Source organism: Microvirga sp. GCM10011540, assembly GCF_042650665.1.
Taxonomy (GTDB): domain Bacteria; phylum Pseudomonadota; class Alphaproteobacteria; order Rhizobiales; family Beijerinckiaceae; genus Microvirga; species Microvirga lenta.
In genome coordinates, this window is sequence record NZ_JBHSBQ010000024.1 from 178,444 (window position 1) to 198,972 (window position 20,529).

Genomic DNA, 20,529 nt, shown 5'->3' on the forward strand with positions numbered 1-20,529 from the left:
AGCACGCTGCCGGGGCGACGGTCGAAATGGTTAACGATCTGTTAACCTCTTGTCCTGGCAGCGAAGAAATCGTCGGGTCCCGAGGCGAAAATTTTTTCGCCGTCGGCCGGAAGGTAGCCCCTCTTTCAGGAAAGAACCCGGTCCGCGAGGCCGGCCGGAGGCAGGGGCTCCGCCATGATTCGGCGCGGGGCCTTGCCGGAACACGCCCCGCTGCACCAGGATTTCCTTTCGCGCCTACGCATCGTGCAAAGGCGGATCCGTTCGGAGTGCAGGGCGGCGGGACTCCTCGCCGGGAAAGGTTTCATGGTTGAAGTTCTCGACGTGTTCGGCACGTTCAAGGTCCTGCCCCATTTCATCGCCCTTGCCGTGGCCTATGCCCTCGCATTTCCCGTCGGCTGGGACCGCGAGAAGGAGGAGCGCAGCGCAGGGCTCAGAACCTTTCCCCTCGTGGCGGTCGCGAGCTGCGGCTTCATCCAGGCGACCGAGCAGTTCACCCAGGGCGATGCCGATGCCATGGCCCGCATCATCGAAGGGCTCATCACCGGCATGGGCTTCATCGGCGGCGGAGCGATCCTGCGCCTCAAGGACTCGGTCAAAGGCACCGCTACCGCGGCAAGCCTGTGGGCAACGGGGGCGGTCGGCGTCTCCGTGGGGCTGGGAGCCTACGACGTGGCCGTCGTCGTCTCGGCCATGACCTTCCTGACGCTTCGCCTGCTCAAGCCGCTGAAACAGCAGGCAAGCGCTCTGGAGGACGAGGAGCCGAGACGGCGCTCCTCCTGAAGGAGCCATCCCGGCCGTTGACGGGATGTTTACGCACGGCCGGCTAGTCTGCCGCCATGCGTCATGGGTTCGTTGCGTTTTTCGCCCTATCGCTTGTCGGACTTGGGCTCACGGGGTGCGGGTTGTTCCGTTTCGAACAGCGCGAGCCCTGGCGTGCGCAGGCCGAGGAAGCGTGCCTGTCTCAGCGGATGGTTCAGCCTTCCGCCTATATGGCCCTGTCGTCCAAGATCGACGGCCCCGGCGTCTGCGGAATGGATTACCCGTTCAAGGTTTCGGCCTTCACCAACGGCTCCGTGGGGCTGAAGTCGAAGGTGACGCTGGCCTGTCCGATCATCCCCCGCATCGATGCGTGGCTGGACGAGATCGTGAAGCCTGCCGCCATGATGTATTTCGGCATTCCGCTCGCCGACCTGAAGGCGGGCTCCTATTCCTGCCGTCCGCGCAACAACCAGCGGGGCGCGAAATATTCCGAACATGCCTTCGGCAATGCCCTCGACGTGATGGGCTTCGCCCTTGCCGACGGGCGGGAGGTCACGGTGGTGAAGGGCTGGAAGGGAAGCCCGGCCGAGCAGGAGTTCCTGCGCGAGGTCTTCGTCGGCGCCTGCCGCTATTTCACGACCGTTCTCGGCCCGGGCTCGGATGCCTTCCATTACGATCACCTGCACATCGACCTCGCCCGCCACGATCCCAAGGGCCAGCGGCGCATCTGCAAACCGATCCTCAAATTCGAGCCGCGAATCGATCCCGAACAGAGCCGGCAGGTCTATCAGGCCGCGGCGCCATCCTACCTGGCTCCCATCGACATGGAGCAGGACGTGCCGCAGGAGGGATACTCCGCCGCCTCGCCCATTCCCGGAGGATATTCCGCGGATCTGCCGCCGTCCGGAGCCGGATATCCCAGGGCGCCGATGCAACAGGCTCCCGCCCAGACCTATGCGCCGCCGGGCTATGCGAGACCGCAGGCGGGCCAGCCGCTCGCCCTGACCGGCTCGGGAATCTATTAAACCAGCAAGCGGAGCCTTGACCTTGTCGCGCGCCGCCCACATGGTCGAGAATGAGGTCAACGGATCTGTTGGAGCATGGACGATGAAGTGGCTGGCGGCTTTCCTAACCTGCGCGCTGTTGAGCGCGCCCGCGCTGGCTCGTGAGGTAACGCCTGCCGAGCGGCGCGATCACCCTTTCTATGCCAGCCTACCGGCGTGCAGCGATCCTTCGGTGCTTCAGGACATTTCGTCGACCTTCGCGACCCGCGAGCGCCGGTTCTGGAATTCCAGCCTGTCGATCGTCGGTTTCGAGCGGGTGCAGCAGGTCGCTTGGCGCCCCTGGGGGCTGGACTACATTCCGCGCCGGTTCTGCTCCGGGACCGTGATCGTGTCCGACGGCTATAAGCGGCGCATCAACTACTCGATCGGCGAGCAGCTCGGGTTCATCGGCATCGGCTGGGGCACCGACTTTTGCGTCGACGGCCTCGACCGTCACTACGCCTACGCGCCGCACTGCAAGCAGGCCATGCCTTGATCCGTCGCCGGTGCCTGGCCCTGGCAGGCGCCTTGTGGCTCGCGGTGCTTCCCGCCACGGCGCAGCCGGTGCGGGAGGTGAGGGGCGCCCCGGCGGGCGCCTTCGACTTCTACGTCCTCGCCCTGTCCTGGTCGCCCGGTTTCTGCGAAACCAGCGGCAGCGCCGGCAAGCGCCGGCAATGCGACGAGGGAAGCGGCCTCGGCTTCGTGGTTCATGGCCTGTGGCCGCAGAACGAGCAGGGATATCCGAGCTTCTGCGAGCCCGGCGGGCGCTTCGCTCCTCGCGCGGCGGTCGAGGAGGCGAGCGGGCTTTTCCCTGACGACAACTTGGCCCGCTATCAGTGGCGCAAGCACGGGACCTGCACCGGGGAAAGCCCGAGCGGCTACTTCCGGGCGGTGCGGCGTGCACGGGAGCTCGTGCGGATCCCCGACAGTTTCAGCAATGTGACGTCCGGCGCCAAGGTCATGCCGGTGGAGGTCGAGCGGGCCTTTGCCGCAGCCAATCCCAACCTGCGCCCGGATATGATCGCGGTGTCGTGCGGCCGGCGCGTCCTTCAGGAGGTCCGGATCTGCCTCGACCGCGACCTGCGCGGCTTCCGCACCTGTCCCGAGGTCGACCGAAGCGGCTGCCGCGCCGGCGAGGTTACGATCCCGCCGGTCCGATAAGGCACGGGTTATGAATTACCGTCACGCATTCCACGCCGGCAATTTCGCCGACGTCATGAAACACGCTCTCCTGGTGCGGATCCTCGCCTATCTCCAGCGCAAGGAGACGCCTCTGCGCGTCGTCGACACCCATGCGGGGATCGGGCTCTACGATCTCGCGGGCGACGAGGCCGGCCGCACGGGGGAGTGGGTCGACGGAATCGGCAGGCTCGACGATCCCTTCTCCGCCGACGTGGAGGAGGTGCTGGAGCCCTACCGCAAGGTGGTGGCCGACGTGCGGGCGCGGCATGGCGAGACCGCGTATCCCGGTTCGCCCGCCATCGTCCGCGAGCTCCTGCGGCGGCAGGATCGCGGGGTCTTCGTGGAGCTTCACCCGGCGGATCACGCGGTTCTGAGCGAGGCCTTCAACGCGGTCGCGAATCTGAAGGTGATGCATCTCGACGGCTGGACCGCGCTGCACGCGCTCATCCCGCCGAAGGAGAAGCGCGGGCTCGTGCTGATCGATCCGCCCTACGAAAAGCCGAACGAGCTGGAGCGCCTGGGCACGGAACTGCTGACGGCTCTCAGGAAGTGGCCGACCGGAGTCTATGCCGGCTGGTATCCGATCAAGGCGCTGGAGCCCGTGGATGCGGTGGCCGCACGGCTCCACGCGGAAAGCCCGCGTCCGGGCCTTCGCCTCGAACTGCTCGTGGACGATCCGGCCGATCCGACCCGCCTGAACGGCAGCGGCCTCTTCGTGCTCAATCCTCCCTGGGCCCTGCAGAAGGAGGCGGAAGTTCTTCTGCCGGCTCTCGCCGAGCGCCTGTCCCGGGGGCGCTACGGCGGCTATCGCTGCGAGAACTTCGGACAGGCGGCATAAATCCGTTGCTGCCCGAGCGCCGAGCGGTCATGAAGGCATCCGTTCCTTTGGCAGGATGTCTCGCATGCTCACTCTTCGCACCTCTCCCGCATCTCCCTTCGGCCGCAAGGTCAAGATCGCGGCGTCGCTCGTCGGATTGTCGGATCGTATCGAAGCCGTCGAGGCCGACACGACCAACCCGGACGACACGCTGCGCCAGCAGAACCCCCTGGGGAAAATCCCGACGCTCGTCCTGGAGAACGGGGAGACCCTCTACGACTCGCGCGTGATCGTGGAATATATCGACCATCTTGCCGGCGGCGGGCGGATCCTGCCGACCGGTTGGGAGAGGTTCGTCGCCCTGCGCCAGCAGGCTCTCGCCGACGGAATCATGGATGCGGCGCTGCTGCAGGTCTATGAGGGCCGCTGGCGGTCCGACGACAAGCGCGAGCCGAAATGGGTCGAGCATCAGGTCGGCAAGGTCCAGCGCGGCCTCGACTATGCGGAGGAACACTTCTCGACCCCCTCCGCGAACCTTCATATCGGCCACATCGCCCTGGCCTGCGCCCTCGGCTATCTCGACCTGCGCATGGGCGGAAGCTGGCGGCAGACCTATCCCAGGCTGGTCGCCTGGCTGGCGGATTTCGAGGCGCGCGTTCCGGCCTTCAGTAAGACGAAGATGCCGGCGTAAGGCACAACAAAAAGGCCCGGGTTTCCCCGGGCCTTTCCGTTTGCCGAAACGGCAGGTCTTAGTAGGTGCCGAACTTGAAGTTCAGCTTGGCGCGCGCCACGAAGAAGTCGGCGTCGTCGTCGTTGTCGGCGCCCGGCACGAACACCGCCGTGCGGTCGGCGCCCGCGGCCGGAACGTAGCTGCCGACGAAGGTGCCGTTGTTGTCGCCGTTCAGGTTGACCCACAGACCTTCGATGCCTGCCGTCAGGTTGTTGGTGAAGGCATATTCCATGCCCGCGCCGAGCACCCAGCCGGTACGCACGTCGTTGTTGCCGTTGTTGTTGAAGAAGATGCCGTTGAACTCATCGTTGGTGTCGCCGCCGCCGTAAGCGAAACCGCCGGTGGCGTAGATGAGAGCGCGGTCGAAGGCCACACCGAGACGGGCGCGGACCGTGCCGAACCAGTCGATGCCGCCAGCCGTGCCGGCCGCGACGAAGCTCGGCGGGAAGGTGCCCGGGAAGGTGGCCAGGCCACGGTCAGCACCGAGATCGGCCCACTGCAGGTCGGCCTCGACACCGGCCACGAAGGAGCCGAACTGATAGTTGTAGCCGATCTGGCCGCCGCCGACGAAGCCGTCGCCGCTCTCGTCGCCGAACGCGACGACGCCGCTGGCGCCGGCGAAGGGCGCCGCGAAGGTGCCGGCAGGCACGAAGACGGAGTTCTGGTTGTTATCCTGCCAGCCATAGCCGGCGTTCACGCCCACGTAGAAGCCGGTCCAGGTGAAGATCGGAACAGCTGCAACGATCGGAGCCGGAGGAGCCGTCCGGACGGGCAGATCCGCAGCCGAGGCAACGCCGGCAAAGCCGAAAAGGGCAACACTGGCGAGAAGAAGTTTCTTCATAATTACATTCCTATCGATGTCCTGGCCTACACGACCCTGGAGAACCCGAGGCCGAGTCAGACAACACGTCTGTTATAGAGCGAGAGCCGCATGAGGGCTGTGACATGACAACCACAGCGCGCGAAGGCACTATGGCAGCATTGTGGCGGTTGATTGCGTGCTATTCCCCTTTGGCATCGCTTGCGACTCCAAACGCCCAGCTCGATTTTTTGTTCGACGGCCAAAATCGAAAATGTTCTTTTCGGGGCACCCGTTGTGCTTTCGACACACACCCTAACCGGCCCTTAAGGAAAACCATGATGCAGACTGCGCTCGTGACCGGAGCGGCACGGAGGATCGGCCATCGCATCGTCGAGCGGCTCGCCCGGGAGGGCTACGCCGTCGCCATCCATTGCAACCGCTCGACCTGGGAGGCCGAGGATCTCGCCGCGCGGATCCGGTCCGATGGCGGCTCGGCCGCCGTCGTGCGGGCGGATCTGGCGGATTCCGTGGCCGTCGGCCGGCTGGTGGACGATGCCGCGCGGGCGCTGGGACCCCTGACCCTTCTCGTCAACAACGCCTCCGAGTTCGAGCCCGACGAGGTCGGAAGCCTCACCCATGCCCGATGGGACCGGCACTTCGCCGTGAACCTGCGAGCCCCGGCCTTCCTGGCGCAGGACTTCGCCCGCCAGCTGCCCGCCGACCGGGATGGCTGCATCGTCAATATCGTGGACCAGCGCGTCTGGAAGCCGACGCCGCAATTCTTCTCTTACACCCTGACCAAGGCCGCCCTCTTCACGGCAACGCAGACGATGGCGCAGGCGCTGGCGCCGCGAATCCGCGTCAATGCCGTCGGCCCGGGGCCGACGCTGGCGAACGAGCGGCAGGAGGATGAGGACTTCGCGAAGCAGAGCCGGGCGGTGCTCCTCGGGCGCGGAAGCGCGCCGGACGAGATCGCCGACGCGGTTCTCTACCTGGCGCGCGCCCGCAGCGTGACCGGCCAGATGATCGCCGTCGACGGCGGCCAGCACCTGGCCTGGGAGACGCCGGACGTGGCCGGCATCAGGGAGTGAAGGCGATGGCCGAGATCAGCCGCCCGTAATCGGGCTCGCCGCGATGGGTCGTGCGGCGATAGCTGAAGAAGCGCTCCTCGTCGGAATAGGTGCACAGGCCGAGATTGGCGAACTCGCCGATTCCCGCCAGTTCGAGGCGCATGCCGATATAGCCGGGAAGATCGAACATGGCATGGTTCTCCCGCTCGCTCGGCACGAAGAAGCGTTCGTTTTCCGCGTCGAGGCCGGTGAGCGTGGAGACGAATTCCGGGCCGACCTCGTAGGCCGCCTGGCTGATGGTGGGTCCGAGCACGGCGACGATCTTCTCGCGCCGGGCGCCGAGCCGCTCCATCGCCTCGATGGTGGATTCCAGCACGCCCGAGGAGGCGCCGCGCCAGCCCGCATGGGCGGCGCCGATGACGCCCACATGCGGATCGGCGAACAGCACCGGGCCGCAATCGGCCGTGGTGATGCCGAGAGCCAGTCCGGGGATCGAGGTCGCCATGCCGTCGGCCCTCGGCCGCTCGCCGGTCCAGGGGCCCTCGACGATCACCGCATCGGCCGAATGCACCTGATGGACGCTGATCAGCGCCTCAGGGGCGAGACCCAGTTCGTCCGTCATGCGACGACGGTTCTCCGCCACCCTTGCCGGATCGTCGGACGAGCCCAGACCACCGTTCAGCGATGCATAGATGCCCTCCGACACGCCGCCGCGGCGGGTGAAGAAGGCATGATGAAGATTGGGATAAGCAGCGAGTTCAGGAGCTTCGATGAACATGGCTTCCGGTTCATGCCGAGAGGGGGGAGCGGGCGGGCAGCCCGGGCAGGGCTTCAAGGTCATTATGGGCTAGCGCCAAAACTTTAAAGAGCTCTCCCATGCCTTTGGGTCCGCGCTCCGTCAGGCGCGCAAGAGCGCGGTCGATGTCGGCCGCCTGCGCGGGCGTCGCCTTCTGCCTCAGCCCCGCCGCCCGCGCCTCGATGCCGAGGGCCAGCAGGAAGTCGGCCTGCGTGACCGGACCGTGGACCCGCACCTTCTCGTCCGATGCGCCCTGGGCAATGCGCTGAAAATCCACATGGGTCGTCAGGTCGGCCTCGCCGGGCTCTGCGAGAGGGTCGGCATAGGCGTGATCCTTCACCGCCTGCAGCGTGTCGCCGAAGGCGGGGCCCTCGTAGCCGTAATCGACGATCAGGGCCGCGCCTCCGTCCTGGGCCAGGCGGCGAGAGAGCGCCTTCGCGACCTCCATCGAGGCCGCCGGCCATTCGAGCACGTCGCCGAGGCGCAAGGGGCGCCCCAGCTCCTTCTCGGGCTCGGCGCGAAGGCCGAAGATCAGCCGATCCTCCTCCAGGCCGACGAGGCGCTCGCACCAGCCGCGCTCGGTGGCCATGAACTGGCGCACGGGAAGGGCATCGAAGAACTCGTTGGCGACGAGAAGGACGGGGCCGGGAGGCACCTCCCCGAAGCGGTCATGCCACTCGATCCGGAAGCCCGATGCCCGCAGGGCTGCACGCTGGCGCTCCCGCAGGGCAGGGCTCGTCTCGACGAGATGGACGGAGACCGCGGAGCGGAAGTCGGGCAGGAGCCGCGATGCGCGCAGCAGGTCGGCCATGAGGGTGCCGCGCCCGGGGCCGAGCTCGACCAGGCGGCAGGAGACCGGGCGGCCCATGCCGTGCCAGACCTCCAGCATCCACAGGCCGATCAGCTCCCCGAACATCTGGCTGATCTCGGGGGCCGTCGTGAAGTCGCCCGCCGCGCCGAGCGGATCGCGACCGGCATAGTAGTGCCGGATGCAGAGGTCCATGTAGCGCTCGACCGTGATCGGCCCTTCGAGGGCGATCAGCTCGCGCAGACGGTCCGCCAGCGGCCTCACGCCGGCTCCGGCGTGGCGGCGGGGCGCGTGTACCCGCGCGCCGCGAACCAGATGAAGGCTGCACCGACGAGCGCCATGGGAACCGAGAGCAGCATGCCCATGGTGATGCCGCCGCCGAGCGCCTGCACGGAGGATCCGAACAGGAATCCGAGCTGCTCATCCGGCTCGCGGAAGAACTCGCAGACGATGCGGGCGACCGCGTAGCCGAGCACGAAGATGCCCCCGAGGAGCCCGGGGCGGCGGAAGCCGAAGCGGCGCACGGCCCACATCATGACGAGGAAGAGCACCAGCCCTTCCCCGAACGCCTCGTAGAGCTGGCTCGGGTGGCGCGGCACCGGGCCCGCATGGGGAAAGACCACCGCATAGGGAAAATCAGGCGCCGGGCGGCCCCACAGCTCGCCGTTGATGAAGTTGGCGATGCGCCCGAAGAACAGGCCGATGGGGGTCACGATGGCGGCGAGATCGAGCATCGCCAGGGGATTCAGGCTGCGGGCGCGGGAGAACAGAACGATCGCCAGGACCGCGCCCGCGAACCCGCCGTGGAACGACATGCCCCCGCGCCAGACGGCGAGGATCTCGAGCGGATGGGCCAGATAATTGCCCAGATTGTAGAACAGCACGTAGCCGATACGCCCGCCGAGCACGACGCCGAGGGCGACCCAGACGATCAGATCGTCGATGTCCACGGGCTGGGGCTGGCGCAGGGGACCCCAGTACGCGCTGCGGGCCGCCAGCCGCTTGGCGTAGAACCAGCCGCCCAGGAGGCCCGCCACATAGGCCAGCGCATACCACCGGATCGCAATGGGACCGATGCTGATGGCGACGGGATCGATGATGGGGAAGGAAAGGGCAGAAAGGGCCATCGGCACGCCTTGATCGAACACGCTGCCATTGGACCCGCAGAACCCGGATCGTCAACCCTGTTGCAGTTTCGCGCGAATGCGCCCATGTGTGAACCACCGAGGCCCCGGCCTGCCCTGAATGATCGCGGACCCCATCATGACCCAGTCTTCCAACCGGATTTTCGACGAACTCGCCCGCTTCGCCACCGATGCGGCCGGCGCAGCCCAGGGGGTCCGGCGGGAGGTCGAGACCATCGTGAAGGGGCAGATGGAGCGCTTCATCAAGGACATGGACGTGGCCACCCGCGAAGAGGTGGACGTCCTGCGCGACATGGTCGCCGCCGCCCGCGAGGAGAACGAGCGTCTGGAGGCCCGCATCAAGGCCCTCGAGGCGAAGCTGGACCAGTCGGGCGCCACGCCTCCGACCACGGCCTGACGCAACTCGATTGCATTACTCCTTCAGGTGAAACCGCCTGTTGTGGACAGGTCATACCGACGCATTGTGGCCCGGGCCAAAATCTAAGACTGTCGATTCATGAGCTGATTCGTGGTTGGGGCGGACGAGGCTGCTGAATACCGAACGTATTCGGCAGGATAGAATCTGACTTATCCCTGAATCTACGTAATGCTATTGCCTGAATATGTTTCAGTATTCAGTGTCCAAGCCCTTTGGATCGATATGTCGCAACTTCACTTCGAAATTGATCGCATGGAACACCCGCTCGACGTGGTCGAGCGGCTCGCGTCCCTGCGTCAGTGGATCTTCGATCGGGCGGCGACGGACGAGATGTCCGTCTCCGTGTCGGGGCAATGGGCCGATTATCACGTCGCCTTCACCTGGATCGAGGACGTGGAGGCGCTCCATGTCGCCTGCGCCTTCGACCTGAAGGTTCCGGAGCGGCGCCGGCAGGAGGTTCTTCAGCTCATCTCCCGCATCAACGAGCAGCTCTGGGTCGGACATTTCGATCTCTGGAGCTCCGAGAACGTGGTGATGTTCCGCCATGCCCTGCTTCTGGCGGGCGGCGCCGATCCGACCCACGGCCAGTGCGAGACCATGCTGCGGGTCGCGGTGGAGGCGTGCGAGCGCTACTTCCAGGCCTTCCAGTTCGTGATCTGGGCCGGCAAGTCGGCCCGCGAGGCCCTCGACAGCGTGCTGTTCGAAACCGAAGGCGAGGCCTGATCCGAGCCTCGACAGGGCCGGGCGGAGGTGGATAGAGTGCGGCCTCCGCCATCATCCCCGCCAGGTTCTCCATGCCCATCGATGCTCACCATCTGCCCTCGTCCCTCGTTCTCGTCGGTGCGGGAAAAATGGGCGGCTCCATGCTGGAGGGATGGCTTTCCGTCGGCATGAAGCCCGCCGGCGTCACCGTCATCGATCCGCGACCTTCCGAGGAGATGACGCGCCTGTGCGCCGACAGGGGCCTTGCGCTCAATCCCGCGAATCCGCCTTCGGCGCCCGATGTGCTGGTGCTCGCGATCAAGCCGCAGATGCTGGACGAGGCCGCGCCGGGCCTGAACGGCCTTGTGGGACCTCACACCCTCATCGTGTCGATTCTCGCCGGGAAGACCATGGGCGATCTGCGCAGCCGCATGCCGGCGGCAAGGGCGGTCGTGCGCGCCATGCCGAACCTGCCGGCCAGCATCGGGCGTGGCGCGACCGGCGCTGCCGCGAGCTCCGACGTGACCGAGGCGCAACGCCTGATGGCCGATGCCCTGCTGCGGAGCAACGGCATCGTCGAGTGGCTGGACACCGAGGATTTGATCGACGCGGTGACGGCGGTTTCGGGCTCCGGACCGGCCTACGTCTTCCACCTCGTCGAGTGCCTTGCCGAAGCGGGCGCCGCGGCCGGCCTGCCGCCCGAACTCGCGCAGCGCCTTGCGCGGGCCACCGTGACGGGCGCGGGCGAATTGCTGTTCCAAAGCGATCTGCCGCCCGCGACCCTGCGCCAGAACGTGACGTCGCCCGGCGGCACCACGGCGGCGGCCCTGGAGGTTCTCATGGCCGATCCGGGCGGCCTCAGGGCGCTCATGCGCGAGGCCGTGGCTGCGGCAAAGCGGCGTGCGGAGGAGCTGTCCGGCTGACGGTGGATGTCAACGGCGCGACGAGCGCCTAGATACTCCCCAGGCCCGTTTTCAGGAGGATGCCATGCCGGCGGAAGCTTCAACCAACAAGCGACAGGCGATCATCGACGCCCTCATGGATCTCGCCGCGAAGCGGTCCTGGAACGACATCGAGCTCAACGACATCGCCCAGGCGGCCGATGTCTCCCTGGCGGAATTCCGCGATCTGTTCCCGTCCAAGGGCGCGGTGCTGGGAGCGCTCTCCCGCCAGATCGACAAGCAGGTCTTGGAGGGAACGACGGACGATCTCGCCGGCGAGCCGGCGCGGGAGCGGATCTTCGACGTGATGATGCGCCGCTTCGATGCGCTGGCGCCCTACAAGGAGGCGCTGCGCCGGATCTCCCGCGACCTGCGCTACGATCCGGCCTCCCTGGCTGCGCTCAACCAGGTTTCCCTCAACTCCCAGCGCTTCATGCTGGCGGCGGCGGGCATCTCGACGGAAGGTCCGCTCGGAGCCCTGAAGCTGCAGGGCGCCGTGCTCGTTTACGCCAACACCATGCGCACGTGGCTGGACGACGACGATCCGACCCTCGCACGGACCATGGCGCGCCTCGACAGGGAGTTGCGCCGGGGCGAGCGCGTGCTGGAGCAGGCCGAGGATGTCCGCCGTCTCACGGCGCCGCTGCGGGCCATCGGCCGCGCGCTGCTGGAAGGGCGCAGATCGTCCCGGCGCGAGCGCAGGCGTCCCGAGGACGGGGATGTGGACAACCCCGCAGCCGCCATCTGAGCTGCGGGAGGAGGGGGCATGATGGATCAAGCGAATTCGGTATCGGGCCAGATCGCGTTCGGCGATTTCCTGAAGGTGGATATCCGAGTCGGCAGGATCGTGGCCGCCGAGGCCTTTCCGCAGGCGAGGAAGCCGGCCTTCAAGCTCACCATCGATTTCGGGCCCGATATCGGCATCAAGCGCTCGTCGGCCCAGATCACGGTCAATCACAAGCTCGAGGAGCTCGTGGGGCAGCAGGTTCTGGCCGTGGTGAATTTCCCGCCCCGCCAGATCGGCCCCTTCATGTCCGAAGTCCTCACCCTCGGCGTGCCGGACGAGAAGGGCGAGGTCATGCTCGTCCGCCCCGACCGCGACGTGCCGCTGGGCGGGCGCCTCTATTGATCAGGCGGGCAGCCGCACGGTTGCCCGCAATCCGCCGAGGGGGCTGTCGCTGAGGCTGATGTCGCCCCCATGGGAGCGGGCGATGTCGCGGGCGATGGCGAGACCCAGGCCCGAGCCGCCTTCGTCCTGGTTGCGGGCTTCGTCCAGGCGCACGAAGGGCTTGAACACCTCCTCGCGCATCTCGGCCGGAATGCCGGGCCCGTCGTCGTCCACGTGCAGCACGAGCCAGCGGGTCTCGTGATTGGCCGAAATCTCCACCTTGTCCCCGTGCCGCGCCGCATTGGCCACGAGGTTGAAGAGGAGGCGTCGGAACGCATCGGGACGGACCGTGATGATCGGATCGCCGACGATGTCGAGGGAAATCCCGTGCCCCTGCCGCTCGGCGTCGGACTGGAGTTCCTGCAGCAGCACGCGCAGGTCGGTCTCGACCGCCTGCTCGCCGGCATCGCCGCGGGCGAAGGCAAGATAGCCTTCGAGCATCCGGCTCATCTCGTCCACGTCGCGCTTGAGGTCTTCGACCTCGGGCGTCTGGTCGAGGAACACCAGCGAAAGCTTGAAGCGGGTGAGGATGGTGCGCAGGTCGTGACTCACGCCGTTCAGCATGGTCGTGCGCTGCTCCATGCTGCGCTCGATGCGCCGCTTCATTTCCAGGAAGGCATGGCCCGCCTGACGCACCTCGCGCGCGCCGCGCGGGCGGAACTCGATCTCGCGCCCCTTGCCCAGCGCCTCGGCGGCCTCGGAGAGGCGCAGGATCGGCCTGATCTGGTTGCGCAGGAACAGGATCGCGATGCCGAGCAGGACGAAGGACGACCCGCCCATCCAGACCAGGAAGATGTGGGAATTCGAGGCATAGGCCTGGCTGCGCCGCGCCAGAATCCTCATCACGTTGTTCTGGTCGAGCTTGATGCGGATCTCCACGTAGCTCGACCGCCCGACCGTGTCGATCCAGTAAGGGCGGTCGACTTGGCGGCGCAGCTCCTCGGAGAGCGTCTCGTCGAGAATGGAGAAGAAGGGTTTCGGCCCGGGCAGCGGCAGGTCAGTGTCGTGGAGAATGTCCACGTCGAGCTGCAGGCGCTCCGCGGCGATGCGCGACAGGGTCGTCGCATCCCGGTCCTGCGGGTAGCTCTCGTAGATGTCGATCAGCGCGGCGATGTCGGCGGTGACGGCCGAGGACAGGCGCCGCGTCACGAGCTGCCAGTGCCGCTCCATGAAGGTGTAGGCCACGATGGACTGCAGCAGCACGACCGGCGCGATGATGATGATGAGCGAGCGGGCATAGAGGCCCTTCGGCAGGTATCTGCCGAGCCAGCGTCCCGCCCAGTCGAGAGGCGAGTGCTTCAGGGCCGCGCTGAACTTCATCGATCGACGACGAGGCGATAGCCGACGCCGCGCACGGTCTGCAGGAAGAGGGGATTGGCCGGATCGGTCTCGATCTTGCGGCGCAGCCGGTTGATCTGGACGTCGACGGTGCGCTCGTTAGCGGCGGCGCCGCTGCCGGCAAGCTCCTCGCGGGGCACGTGGTCGCCGGCCCGCGTGCCCAGGATGGTCAGGATCTCCCGCTCGCGCTCGGTGATCCGGATGACGTCGTCCTCGCGCCGCAGCTCTCCGCGGTCGAAACGGAAGGAGAAGGGGCCGAAATAGATGGTCTCGGGCGCCTCGCCGTTGCCGTTCCCGGCCGTCGGCACGGCGCGCTTGAGAATGTTGCCCAGGCGAAGCAGCAGCTCGCGCGGCTCGAAGGGCTTGGGCAGGTAGTCGTCCGCGCCGATTTCGAGCCCCGTCACGCGGTCGGACGTGTCGGCGCGGGCGGTCAGCATTAGGATCGGGACCTGCGATGTCTGCCGGATGCTGCGGGCATAGTCGAAGCCGCTCTCGCCGGGCATCATCACATCGAGCACGAGGGCGTCGAAGAGGAGATTTTCCGATTTGGCCCGCGCCTCGGCGGCGCTCGCAGCCGTCGTCACCCGGTAGCCGGAACCGGTCAGGAAGCGGGCCAGGAGCTCGCGCAGGCGGCGGTCGTCGTCCACCACGAGGACGTGCGGGGCGTGGTCGGGAATGTCGATGCGTGTTGGTTCCATCGGCTTCGCGCTTCTATCGGACCTCCCCGCCTTATCAGCTTTTCTTCGCTCCGAATACGAGGCGGTCCACGTGAGCCCGGTCGTCGGGGTCGATGAGGCTCAGAAGATACCGGCTCACGTGCTCCTTCGTATCCGAATCCAGATCGGCCAGGGCCCGCATGATCCGGCGTGTCTGAAGCTTCGCGAGCTTCACGGCCAAATCGTGACCCTGTTCCGTAGCGTAAAGAAGGCGCTGGCGGCGGTCGGAGGTGCCCGTGCGGCTCTCGATGAAGTCCTTCTCGATCAGCTCCTTGAGAACCCGGTTGAGGCTCTGCTTGGTGATGCGCAGGATGTCGAGCAGCTCCGCGATCGTCAGTCCGGGATTGCGGTCGACGAAGTGCAGGACGCGGTGATGCGCCCGACCGAAGCCATATTCGTCCAGGATCCTGTCGGGATCGCTGACGAAGTCCCGATAGGCGAAGAAGAACAGCTCGATGAGGTCGTAAGCCGGCGACTCGGCCAGGATGTCCTTGCCGAGCTGCTGGGGTCGAAAAGCCGGGATCGCGTCAGGCACCGTCCTTATCCACTTTAAGTCAGCCTTGTTGACATATCTCAGGACGATTGTTACTCGTCAAGGCGCTTCTGTGAAATGAATGAAACTCAAATCTCGCGGAAGCGCATCGGAAATTTCACGACCCCGGTGAGCCACAAGGTCGGACTTTAAGGAGAAAACGATGTCCGCGACCCCTTTCGATCAACGTGACGGTTGGATCTGGTACGACGGGCAGATCGTACCCTGGAGCGAGGCGAAGCTCCATGTTCTCTCCCACGGACTCCACTACGCGTCCAGCGTCTTCGAGGGCGAGCGGGCCTATGGAGGCGAGATCTTCAAGTCGACCGAGCATTCGGAGCGCCTGAAGAAGTCGGCGGAAATCCTCGATTTCGAGATTCCGTATTCGGTCGCGGAAATCGATGCCGCCAAGCGCCTTGTCCTGGAAAAGAACGGCCAGAAGGATGCCTATCTTCGTCCCGTGGCGTGGCGCGGCTCCGAGATGATGGGCGTCGCGGCCCAAGCCAACAAGATCCACCTCGCCATCGCCAGCTGGGAATGGCCGAGCTACTTCGATCCGGCCCAGAAGATGAAGGGCATCCGCATCGACATGGCGGAGTACCGCCGCCCGGATCCGGCGACCGCGCCCTCGGCGGCCAAGGCGGCGGGCCTCTACATGATCTGCACCATCTCCAAGCACCGCGCGGAGCGCAGGGGCTATGCGGATGCGCTGATGCTCGACTGGGAAGGCCGCGTGGCCGAGTGCACCGGCGCCAACGTGTTCTTCATCCGCGACGGCATCATCCACACGCCGCTCGCCGACTGCTTCCTCGACGGCATCACCCGCCGCACGGTGATCGACCTGGCCAAGCGCCGCGGTTTCGAGGTGGCGGAGCGGCGGATCATGCCGGACGAGCTCCCGAGCTTCAACGAGTGCTTCATCACGGGAACCGCCGCCGAGGTGACACCCGTTTCCGAGATCGGCCCCCACACCTATCAGCCCGGCAACATGACCAAGACGCTGATGGAGGACTACATGGCCGAGGTCCAGCCCAAGACCGCCAAGGCGGCCTGACTCTCGTTCGCCCGACGCGGAGGATCAGAAATCCTCCGCGTCGGGAATCCTGTTGAAGGCGATCTTCGCCCCCGCATAGCCGCCCGGAAGGGTGGTCCAGGGGCCCCAGTGCAGCAGGGTGCCCCGGTAATGGGCGTTGAGCCGGTCGGCCAGCAGGGACAGGTATTCGAGCCGTCGCTTGAGCTGCGCTTCCGGCGTGAAGGCGAAGAGGTCGTTTCCGATCTCGTTCAGAGGCACGAGGTCGTGCAGGGTGACGTGGATGCTGCGGCTCAGGCTCCGCGGCGGCAATTCCCGCTCCGCGAGATCGAACAGCTTGGCCAGACGCGCCAGCAGGGAGGGATCGTCCCAGGTCGGCTGGAAACGCTCCTCTGCATACCAGCCGGCGCTGCGCCGGTCGGTCAGCCACAGGGCGAGGGCTCGGGCGGCGAAGCCTGCTCGGCGCATGCGGCTCGCCGCCTTCACGAGCAGGACCCTGGCGCAGGCATAGGCGCCACCCAGGTGCCGCCAGTCGGCCGGGAGGACGCGCCCGTGGCCGAACATGCGCCGCTGGGTCTCGGGCCGCTCCACCGCATAGCCGTGCAGCCCCATCCAGAGTCTTTCCCCCTCGACGCTGCCCCAGAGGCGGCGCATCTCCTTCGGCTGGAGCCGCCACAGGGCCTCCATGTCGCCCACCCCGGCCCGGGCAAGCCGGGCCGCGTTGCCCTTCGCGATGCCGGGAATGTCCTTCAGCGGAAGCGAGAGGAGCCTTCCAGGCAGGTCGTCCGGATGAAGGGCCACGAGCCCGTCGGGTTTCTCCATCTCCGCCGCGATCTTGGCGAGGAGTTCGTTGGGCCCCAGACCGACCGAGCAGGTGAGGGAAGGACCGATCTCGCGGGCGATGGCGGCTTTCACCCGCCTGGCCAGGGCCACCGCATGAGGCTGCTCGGAGGGGGAGAGCTCACAGACCACCTCGTCGATGGAACAGACCGCCTTGACGGGAATCAGCCGCTCGACGGTCTCGACGATCTTCTTGTGAAGGTCCACGTAGCGTTCATGCCGCGCCGTCACGAGCACCAGGCCGGGGCATTGCCGCTTCGCGTCGCGCACGAAGGTGCCGCGCTTGAGGCCGAGGGCCTTCGCTTCCCGGCTGACGGCGATGAGGCCCGTATGCTCCGACTCGACCGGGATGACCCCGACCGGCCTGCCGCGAAGGCGGGGCTGGAGGTGTTGTTCCGCACTGGCGAAGAAGGAGTCGAAATCCACGTAAAGCCGCTCCAGGCCCGTTGGTCTGCGCATCCCGCCCGCCTCCTGCTCTTTCGAACAAAAAGAGAACATCCGCATTGCCGCCTGTCGAGTCGCTCAGCTGTGGATAACGGGGATGGCCGAAGGGCGCCGGGACAATCTTCTTCTTTTGGGACAGGGCTTCGGGCCCCAATGTTCCTATAGGAGAACAGGAATCGAACAATCCGAGATTCTCCCGGCATCCTGCCGAAATCGGGCCGGCGGCGGCCGGAGGGGTCTTACGAAAAGAGGGCACTCTTCCCACATATCGGGAAAGGAGCGTTCGGCTCCTAGGGATGGAAAGAAACACAGATGATGAAAATTGCTTCTCGCCGAAGCCGCGTCATGATCGCCCTGGCGGCCGCTCTGGTCTTTGCCGGGAGTGCGGCTGAGGCTCGCGTCGGCCGTGGGGGCGGTTTCGGATCGCGCGGCGCCCGCACCTGGAGCGCACCTCCGAGCACGAATACGGCGCCGGGAACGGCTGCGCCGATCCAGCGCTCGCAGGTTCCGAACCAGGGCCAGACGGTCAACCGTCCGGGCATGCCGGCGCCTACGGCCGCGCAGCCGCGCCGCTTCGGTTTCGGCACGGGCCTGATGGCCGGTCTCTTCGGCGCAGGTCTCTTCGGCCTGTTGATGGGCAACGGCTTCTTCGGCGGCCTCGGCGGGCTCGCCTCGATGCTGGGACTTCTGCTCCAGATCGGCCTGGTGGTGCTGCTGGTCCGCTTCGCCATGAACTGGTTCCGCAGGCGGCAGCAGCAGCCGGCCTATGGCGGACCGGGTCAGGGCTACGCCCGCTCTTCGGCGCCTGGCGACGCGCCCCGCGGACCCATGGCCGGCGGGATCGGCGGCATGGGGGGCATTGGCGGCATGGGCAGCGCCCTCGGCGGGCTCGGACGGCAGGCTCCGCGGCCTCGCCCGGGCGTGCGCGACGAGATCGGAATCGGCGAGCGCGATTACGAGGCCTTCGAGCGGGCGCTGATCGAGGTCCAGGAATCCTATTCCCGGGGCGACGTGGCCAATCTCTGGTCGATCACGACGCCCGAGATGGCCGGATATATCCAGGAAGAGCTCAACGACAACGCATCGCAGGGGCTGAAGAACTCGGTCTCGGACGTGCGCCTGCTCCAGGGCGATCTGGCCGAGGCCTGGCGCGAGGGCGGCACGGATTATGCCACGGTCGCCATGCGCTACTCGCTGATCGACGCGATGACCGAGAAGGCGACGGGCCGCGTGGTCGGAGGCGATCCGGCGAACCCGGTGGAGGTCACGGAGCTCTGGACCTTCCGCAGGGATCAGGGCGGACCCTGGAAGCTCTCGGCGATCCAGCAGAGCTGATGCCGGGGCACATCGAGAAATGAAGAAGCGGCCGGTTCGACCGGCCGCTTTTTTTTGTCGTTCGCGCCTAGCGGGCCTACTCGGCCGCCATGCGGCGTCCAGAATGCGAGCCCTCGCGGATCTCCTCGATGATCTTGGACACGAAGGCGTCGAGGTCGCCGGGATTGCGGCTGGTGATGAGGCCGTGATCCGTCACCACCGTCTCGTCGCGCCAGTCGCCGCCGGCATTGATCACATCGGTCTTGATCGAGTGGTAGGAGGTGCACTTCCTGCCCTTGATGATGCCCGCTTCGATGAGAAGCCAGGGCGCGTGGCAGATGGCCGCCACCGTCTTGCCGGACGAGTAGAAGGCGCGGATGATCTCGATGGCCTTCTGCTCCACGCGGAGCTTGTCCGGATTGATCTGGCCGCCGGGCAGCACGAGCGCGTCGTACTCGGCCGGGTTCACATCTTCGATGTCCTTGTCGACCGAGACCGTCTTGCCCCAGTCGCTCTCGTCCCAGCCGTAGATCTTGCCGGATTTCATGCGGGACTTCGGAGCCGCGACCTCGACGGTTGCTCCGGCATCGGCGAGCTTCTCCTGCGGAACCATCAGTTCCGACTGCTCGAAGCCGTCTGTCGCCATGATCAGGATCCTGGCCTGTTTGATGTCAGGCATAGCGCTCTCCATTTTCTCGGGAATGCCTTGGGAACGGGCGAGCGATCCGGGAGTTCCGGGGGCGATGAGCGGAACCCGGCCATCCCCGACCTGTTGACCTGAAAACGGTTCAACGGAACGAGGAGTAGAGCATGGTCAACCCCGGCAACCCGACGAACGAGCCGATCCCAGGCGGCAACGTGCCCAGCGAGGTGCCGCCCGCTCCGCTTCCGGACGAGACCCCGGATCAGGGGCCGACGGGGCCGCGTACGCCTTACCCCGTCAACGATCCCGGCATCACCGATCCGAAGGGTCCGGGCTCGGAGCCCGACTATCTTCCGGGCAATCCCACCAATCCGGGCACCCGGTATTGATGGGGCAACGCGTCGGCGGCAGGGCTGCCGGCGCGTCCTGCCCGAAATCCGGCAGGCGTCAGTCGTTGCGCCATTCCCCTTCGCCGCCCACATCGGCGAAGCCCCACTGCTTCACGTCGATTTCGTAGTCCACGCGGGAGAACATGCGTCCCCGGCAGACCTTCATCTGCGGCGGGGGCAGGTTGAGCTGCTTCGAGAGCCGGTCCAGCAATTCGTCCATCACCCAGCGGGGGATGTTGTCCCGCTCCGTGGGATAGATCCAGCGGAAGTTCAGCAGGTGCATCAGCAGCACCTCCCAATGAACCTCCATGTAGGCGAGCAGCCGCTGCCAGTCGATCTGGTCGTGGGCCTTGAGGATCGTGTGCGCCACGTCGGCGCCGTCGTAGCGGTGGCGCAGCTGGATGAAGCATTTCGACCAGACGAGCTCCGTCGGCCCCACGATCTTCACCGGCGTGCCGAACACCTCGATCTGGCGGGCGTGCTCGAACCAGTGGTCGCCGATCGGCATCGTGCCGTTCGAGGAGGCGAAGATGACGTCGAAGAAGTACTTGCCCTTGTAGACCTTGCCGAGCCAGCGCTCGTCCTCGATCTCGACCGCGTGCCCCAGATTCTTGAAGTGCGAGAGGATGCGGGTGTAGTCCCCGGCCTTGCAGAAGATGTCCAGGTCCTTAGTGGGGCGGGTGATCCCCGTATAGGCGGACAGGGCATAGGTGCCGGCCAGCAGGAACGGCAGACCGAGCTGGTTCAGCTCCCGCAGCGCCTCCGCATAGAAGGCCTCGGATTCCGGATAGGTCAGCGTTGGTTCAGCCTTGGCATCGAAAGCCGGAATGCCCTGCTGATCCGTCGAAGGGAAGTCTGGATGGTGAACCGTCATCAACATTGTCCAAAGCAAGGTCCGTGAT

25 protein-coding genes are annotated in these 20,529 nt (G+C 66.4%); 15 read left to right on the plus strand and 10 right to left on the minus strand.

The genetic code is table 11. The features are described 5' to 3' along the window. Positions 1-303: 303 nt before the first annotated feature. The 6 genes from ACFOYU_RS09310 (at position 304) to ACFOYU_RS09335 (ending at position 4,492) form a co-directional block, all read left to right on the plus strand. The gene (locus ACFOYU_RS09310; protein ID WP_377033304.1) at positions 304-780 is read left to right on the plus strand and encodes an MgtC/SapB family protein; all 477 of its coding nucleotides are present in this window, start codon (positions 304-306) and stop codon (positions 778-780) included. A 122-nt stretch (positions 781-902) separates the two neighbouring features. Next, entirely contained in the window at positions 903-1,784 is an 882-nt protein-coding gene (locus ACFOYU_RS09315) for an extensin family protein (RefSeq protein WP_377033305.1), read from the plus strand. Between the two features lie 82 nt (positions 1,785-1,866). Then, positions 1,867-2,298, plus strand: a complete 432-nt coding sequence (locus ACFOYU_RS09320) for a hypothetical protein (RefSeq protein ID WP_377033346.1) — start codon at positions 1,867-1,869, stop codon at positions 2,296-2,298. Next, positions 2,295-2,963: a ribonuclease T2 gene (locus ACFOYU_RS09325; RefSeq protein WP_226736379.1), complete on the plus strand. Its 669-nt coding sequence runs from the start codon at positions 2,295-2,297 to the stop codon at positions 2,961-2,963. Before ACFOYU_RS09320 ends, ACFOYU_RS09325 begins: the two co-directional genes overlap by 4 nt. Before the next feature lie 10 nt (positions 2,964-2,973). Next, positions 2,974-3,822, plus strand: coding sequence for a 23S rRNA (adenine(2030)-N(6))-methyltransferase RlmJ (locus ACFOYU_RS09330; RefSeq protein ID WP_377033306.1), 849 nt, complete (start codon positions 2,974-2,976; stop codon positions 3,820-3,822). Between the two features lie 64 nt (positions 3,823-3,886). Then, entirely contained in the window at positions 3,887-4,492 is a 606-nt protein-coding gene (locus ACFOYU_RS09335) for a glutathione S-transferase family protein (RefSeq protein WP_377033307.1), read from the plus strand. A gap of 58 nt (positions 4,493-4,550) precedes the next feature. Here ACFOYU_RS09335 and ACFOYU_RS09340 read toward each other — a convergent pair whose 3' ends face one another. After that, the gene (locus ACFOYU_RS09340) at positions 4,551-5,372 is read right to left on the minus strand and encodes an outer membrane protein (protein ID WP_226736372.1); all 822 of its coding nucleotides are present in this window, start codon (positions 5,370-5,372) and stop codon (positions 4,551-4,553) included. Positions 5,373-5,668: 296 nt separating this feature from the next. On the opposite strand from ACFOYU_RS09340, the gene ACFOYU_RS09345 reads away from it, so the two are divergent. After that, positions 5,669-6,424 (plus strand): SDR family oxidoreductase, encoded by a 756-nt coding sequence (locus tag ACFOYU_RS09345; protein WP_377033308.1) that lies wholly within the window; start codon positions 5,669-5,671, stop codon positions 6,422-6,424. On the opposite strand, the gene pgeF is transcribed toward ACFOYU_RS09345, so the two are convergent. The 3 genes from pgeF to lgt are packed head-to-tail and all read right to left on the minus strand — an operon-like array spanning position 6,414 to position 9,134. Then, entirely contained in the window at positions 6,414-7,181 is a 768-nt protein-coding gene (pgeF, locus tag ACFOYU_RS09350; RefSeq protein WP_377033309.1) for a peptidoglycan editing factor PgeF, read from the minus strand. The two genes, ACFOYU_RS09345 and pgeF, sit on opposite strands and share 11 nt — an antisense overlap. A gap of 10 nt (positions 7,182-7,191) precedes the next feature. After that, a complete protein-coding gene (locus ACFOYU_RS09355; RefSeq protein ID WP_377033310.1) occupies positions 7,192-8,271 on the minus strand; it encodes a class I SAM-dependent methyltransferase in 1,080 nt (359 codons plus the stop codon). After that, positions 8,268-9,134 carry a prolipoprotein diacylglyceryl transferase gene (gene lgt / locus ACFOYU_RS09360; protein ID WP_377033347.1) on the minus strand — a complete coding sequence of 289 codons (867 nt, stop codon included), beginning with the start codon at positions 9,132-9,134 and terminating at the stop codon, positions 8,268-8,270. The genes ACFOYU_RS09355 and lgt overlap by 4 nt, the downstream gene beginning before the upstream one ends. A gap of 136 nt (positions 9,135-9,270) precedes the next feature. Between lgt and ACFOYU_RS09365 the strand changes: the two genes are divergently transcribed. The 5 genes from ACFOYU_RS09365 to ACFOYU_RS09385 all read left to right on the plus strand — a co-directional run bounded on the left by ACFOYU_RS09365 (position 9,271) and on the right by ACFOYU_RS09385 (position 12,342). Then, positions 9,271-9,549: an accessory factor UbiK family protein gene (locus ACFOYU_RS09365; RefSeq protein ID WP_226736366.1), complete on the plus strand. Its 279-nt coding sequence runs from the start codon at positions 9,271-9,273 to the stop codon at positions 9,547-9,549. 243 nt (positions 9,550-9,792) lie between these two features. Continuing rightward, a complete protein-coding gene (locus tag ACFOYU_RS09370) occupies positions 9,793-10,293 on the plus strand; it encodes a YbjN domain-containing protein (RefSeq protein WP_226736364.1) in 501 nt (166 codons plus the stop codon). Positions 10,294-10,364: 71 nt separating this feature from the next. Beyond that, positions 10,365-11,195, plus strand: coding sequence for a pyrroline-5-carboxylate reductase (gene proC / locus ACFOYU_RS09375; RefSeq protein WP_377033311.1), 831 nt, complete (start codon positions 10,365-10,367; stop codon positions 11,193-11,195). Positions 11,196-11,259: 64 nt separating this feature from the next. Next, positions 11,260-11,961: a TetR/AcrR family transcriptional regulator gene (locus tag ACFOYU_RS09380; protein WP_226736360.1), complete on the plus strand. Its 702-nt coding sequence runs from the start codon at positions 11,260-11,262 to the stop codon at positions 11,959-11,961. 21 nt (positions 11,962-11,982) lie between these two features. Beyond that, positions 11,983-12,342: a tRNA-binding protein gene (locus ACFOYU_RS09385; protein WP_226737079.1), complete on the plus strand. Its 360-nt coding sequence runs from the start codon at positions 11,983-11,985 to the stop codon at positions 12,340-12,342. Here ACFOYU_RS09385 and ACFOYU_RS09390 read toward each other — a convergent pair whose 3' ends face one another. The 3 genes from ACFOYU_RS09390 to ACFOYU_RS09400 are packed head-to-tail and all read right to left on the minus strand — an operon-like array spanning position 12,343 to position 14,970. Then, entirely contained in the window at positions 12,343-13,701 is a 1,359-nt protein-coding gene (locus tag ACFOYU_RS09390) for an ATP-binding protein (RefSeq protein ID WP_226736358.1), read from the minus strand. Continuing rightward, on the minus strand, positions 13,698-14,417 hold the full coding sequence (locus ACFOYU_RS09395) for a response regulator (RefSeq protein ID WP_226736356.1): 720 nt from the start codon (positions 14,415-14,417) through the stop codon (positions 13,698-13,700). The genes ACFOYU_RS09390 and ACFOYU_RS09395 overlap by 4 nt, the downstream gene beginning before the upstream one ends. 34 nt (positions 14,418-14,451) lie before the next feature. Then, the gene (locus ACFOYU_RS09400; protein ID WP_377033312.1) at positions 14,452-14,970 is read right to left on the minus strand and encodes a MarR family winged helix-turn-helix transcriptional regulator; all 519 of its coding nucleotides are present in this window, start codon (positions 14,968-14,970) and stop codon (positions 14,452-14,454) included. Positions 14,971-15,130: 160 nt separating this feature from the next. On the opposite strand from ACFOYU_RS09400, the gene ACFOYU_RS09405 reads away from it, so the two are divergent. Next, the gene (locus ACFOYU_RS09405; protein WP_226736353.1) at positions 15,131-16,021 is read left to right on the plus strand and encodes a branched-chain amino acid aminotransferase; all 891 of its coding nucleotides are present in this window, start codon (positions 15,131-15,133) and stop codon (positions 16,019-16,021) included. Positions 16,022-16,045: 24 nt separating this feature from the next. Here the strand turns inward: ACFOYU_RS09405 and ACFOYU_RS09410 are convergent, their stop codons facing one another. Next, complete coding sequence (locus tag ACFOYU_RS09410) at positions 16,046-17,296, minus strand: Y-family DNA polymerase (protein ID WP_377033313.1); 1,251 nt, start codon at positions 17,294-17,296, stop codon at positions 16,046-16,048. Positions 17,297-17,593: 297 nt separating this feature from the next. Between ACFOYU_RS09410 and ACFOYU_RS09415 the strand changes: the two genes are divergently transcribed. Then, a complete protein-coding gene (locus tag ACFOYU_RS09415; RefSeq protein WP_377033314.1) occupies positions 17,594-18,616 on the plus strand; it encodes a Tim44 domain-containing protein in 1,023 nt (340 codons plus the stop codon). Positions 18,617-18,692: 76 nt separating this feature from the next. Here ACFOYU_RS09415 and ACFOYU_RS09420 read toward each other — a convergent pair whose 3' ends face one another. Next, positions 18,693-19,274 (minus strand): type 1 glutamine amidotransferase domain-containing protein, encoded by a 582-nt coding sequence (locus ACFOYU_RS09420; protein WP_226736346.1) that lies wholly within the window; start codon positions 19,272-19,274, stop codon positions 18,693-18,695. A 131-nt stretch (positions 19,275-19,405) separates the two neighbouring features. Here ACFOYU_RS09420 and ACFOYU_RS09425 point away from each other — a divergent pair, with 131 nt between their 5' ends. Continuing rightward, positions 19,406-19,627, plus strand: a complete 222-nt coding sequence (locus tag ACFOYU_RS09425) for a hypothetical protein (protein WP_226736344.1) — start codon at positions 19,406-19,408, stop codon at positions 19,625-19,627. Between the two features lie 58 nt (positions 19,628-19,685). Here the strand turns inward: ACFOYU_RS09425 and ACFOYU_RS09430 are convergent, their stop codons facing one another. Beyond that, positions 19,686-20,501: a nucleotidyltransferase family protein gene (locus ACFOYU_RS09430; RefSeq protein WP_226736342.1), complete on the minus strand. Its 816-nt coding sequence runs from the start codon at positions 20,499-20,501 to the stop codon at positions 19,686-19,688. Between the last annotated feature and the right edge of the window lie 28 nt (positions 20,502-20,529).

What these genes read in the sequence shown, in the direction of transcription:
- ACFOYU_RS09310 (WP_377033304.1), top strand. Translation starts at nt 304, where the DNA reads ATGGTTGAAGTTCTCGACGTGTTCGGCACGTTCAAGGTCCTGCCCCAT.
- ACFOYU_RS09410 (WP_377033313.1), bottom strand. Translation starts at nt 17,296, where the DNA reads ATGCGCAGACCAACGGGCCTGGAGCGGCTTTACGTGGATTTCGACTCC.
- ACFOYU_RS09345 (WP_377033308.1), top strand. Translation starts at nt 5,669, where the DNA reads ATGATGCAGACTGCGCTCGTGACCGGAGCGGCACGGAGGATCGGCCAT.
- ACFOYU_RS09340 (WP_226736372.1), bottom strand. Translation starts at nt 5,372, where the DNA reads ATGAAGAAACTTCTTCTCGCCAGTGTTGCCCTTTTCGGCTTTGCCGGC.
- ACFOYU_RS09420 (WP_226736346.1), bottom strand. Translation starts at nt 19,274, where the DNA reads ATGCCTGACATCAAACAGGCCAGGATCCTGATCATGGCGACAGACGGC.
- ACFOYU_RS09390 (WP_226736358.1), bottom strand. Translation starts at nt 13,701, where the DNA reads ATGAAGTTCAGCGCGGCCCTGAAGCACTCGCCTCTCGACTGGGCGGGA.
- ACFOYU_RS09385 (WP_226737079.1), top strand. Translation starts at nt 11,983, where the DNA reads ATGGATCAAGCGAATTCGGTATCGGGCCAGATCGCGTTCGGCGATTTC.
- ACFOYU_RS09415 (WP_377033314.1), top strand. Translation starts at nt 17,594, where the DNA reads ATGATGAAAATTGCTTCTCGCCGAAGCCGCGTCATGATCGCCCTGGCG.
- proC (WP_377033311.1), top strand. Translation starts at nt 10,365, where the DNA reads ATGCCCATCGATGCTCACCATCTGCCCTCGTCCCTCGTTCTCGTCGGT.
- ACFOYU_RS09370 (WP_226736364.1), top strand. Translation starts at nt 9,793, where the DNA reads ATGTCGCAACTTCACTTCGAAATTGATCGCATGGAACACCCGCTCGAC.
- pgeF (WP_377033309.1), bottom strand. Translation starts at nt 7,181, where the DNA reads ATGTTCATCGAAGCTCCTGAACTCGCTGCTTATCCCAATCTTCATCAT.
- ACFOYU_RS09380 (WP_226736360.1), top strand. Translation starts at nt 11,260, where the DNA reads ATGCCGGCGGAAGCTTCAACCAACAAGCGACAGGCGATCATCGACGCC.
- lgt (WP_377033347.1), bottom strand. Translation starts at nt 9,134, where the DNA reads ATGGCCCTTTCTGCCCTTTCCTTCCCCATCATCGATCCCGTCGCCATC.
- ACFOYU_RS09320 (WP_377033346.1), top strand. Translation starts at nt 1,867, where the DNA reads ATGAAGTGGCTGGCGGCTTTCCTAACCTGCGCGCTGTTGAGCGCGCCC.
- ACFOYU_RS09330 (WP_377033306.1), top strand. Translation starts at nt 2,974, where the DNA reads ATGAATTACCGTCACGCATTCCACGCCGGCAATTTCGCCGACGTCATG.
- ACFOYU_RS09405 (WP_226736353.1), top strand. Translation starts at nt 15,131, where the DNA reads ATGTCCGCGACCCCTTTCGATCAACGTGACGGTTGGATCTGGTACGAC.
- ACFOYU_RS09335 (WP_377033307.1), top strand. Translation starts at nt 3,887, where the DNA reads ATGCTCACTCTTCGCACCTCTCCCGCATCTCCCTTCGGCCGCAAGGTC.
- ACFOYU_RS09430 (WP_226736342.1), bottom strand. Translation starts at nt 20,501, where the DNA reads ATGACGGTTCACCATCCAGACTTCCCTTCGACGGATCAGCAGGGCATT.
- ACFOYU_RS09395 (WP_226736356.1), bottom strand. Translation starts at nt 14,417, where the DNA reads ATGGAACCAACACGCATCGACATTCCCGACCACGCCCCGCACGTCCTC.
- ACFOYU_RS09365 (WP_226736366.1), top strand. Translation starts at nt 9,271, where the DNA reads ATGACCCAGTCTTCCAACCGGATTTTCGACGAACTCGCCCGCTTCGCC.
- ACFOYU_RS09425 (WP_226736344.1), top strand. Translation starts at nt 19,406, where the DNA reads ATGGTCAACCCCGGCAACCCGACGAACGAGCCGATCCCAGGCGGCAAC.